At 63.9% G+C, this 285-nt stretch carries 1 protein-coding gene; it reads left to right on the forward strand.

Features of this window, described 5'->3' with window-relative positions; translation table 11 throughout:
- Positions 1–285 (forward strand): ATP-binding cassette domain-containing protein (locus AC0L3B_RS39340; protein ID WP_473383175.1); only part of this gene is annotated, 285 nt, incomplete at both ends.

Below are 285 nucleotides of genomic sequence, written 5' to 3' on the forward strand. Positions count from 1 at the left end.
GTGCTGTTGTCCGGTGGCCAGCGTCAGCGCCTGGCGATTGCCCGTGCCTTGCTCAAGAATGCGCCGCTGTTGATTCTCGACGAGGCCACCTCGGCCCTCGACACCGAATCCGAGCGGCATATTCAGGCCGCACTCGACAAGGTCATGCAGGGCCGTACCACGCTGGTGATCGCGCACCGCTTGTCCACCATCGAGAAGGCCGACCTGATCCTGGTGATGGACGATGGGCGCATCGTCGAGCGTGGCACCCACGGCGAACTGTTGGCGCAGAACGGCTATTACGCC

The organism is Bradyrhizobium sp. Kon56 (assembly GCF_055807635.1).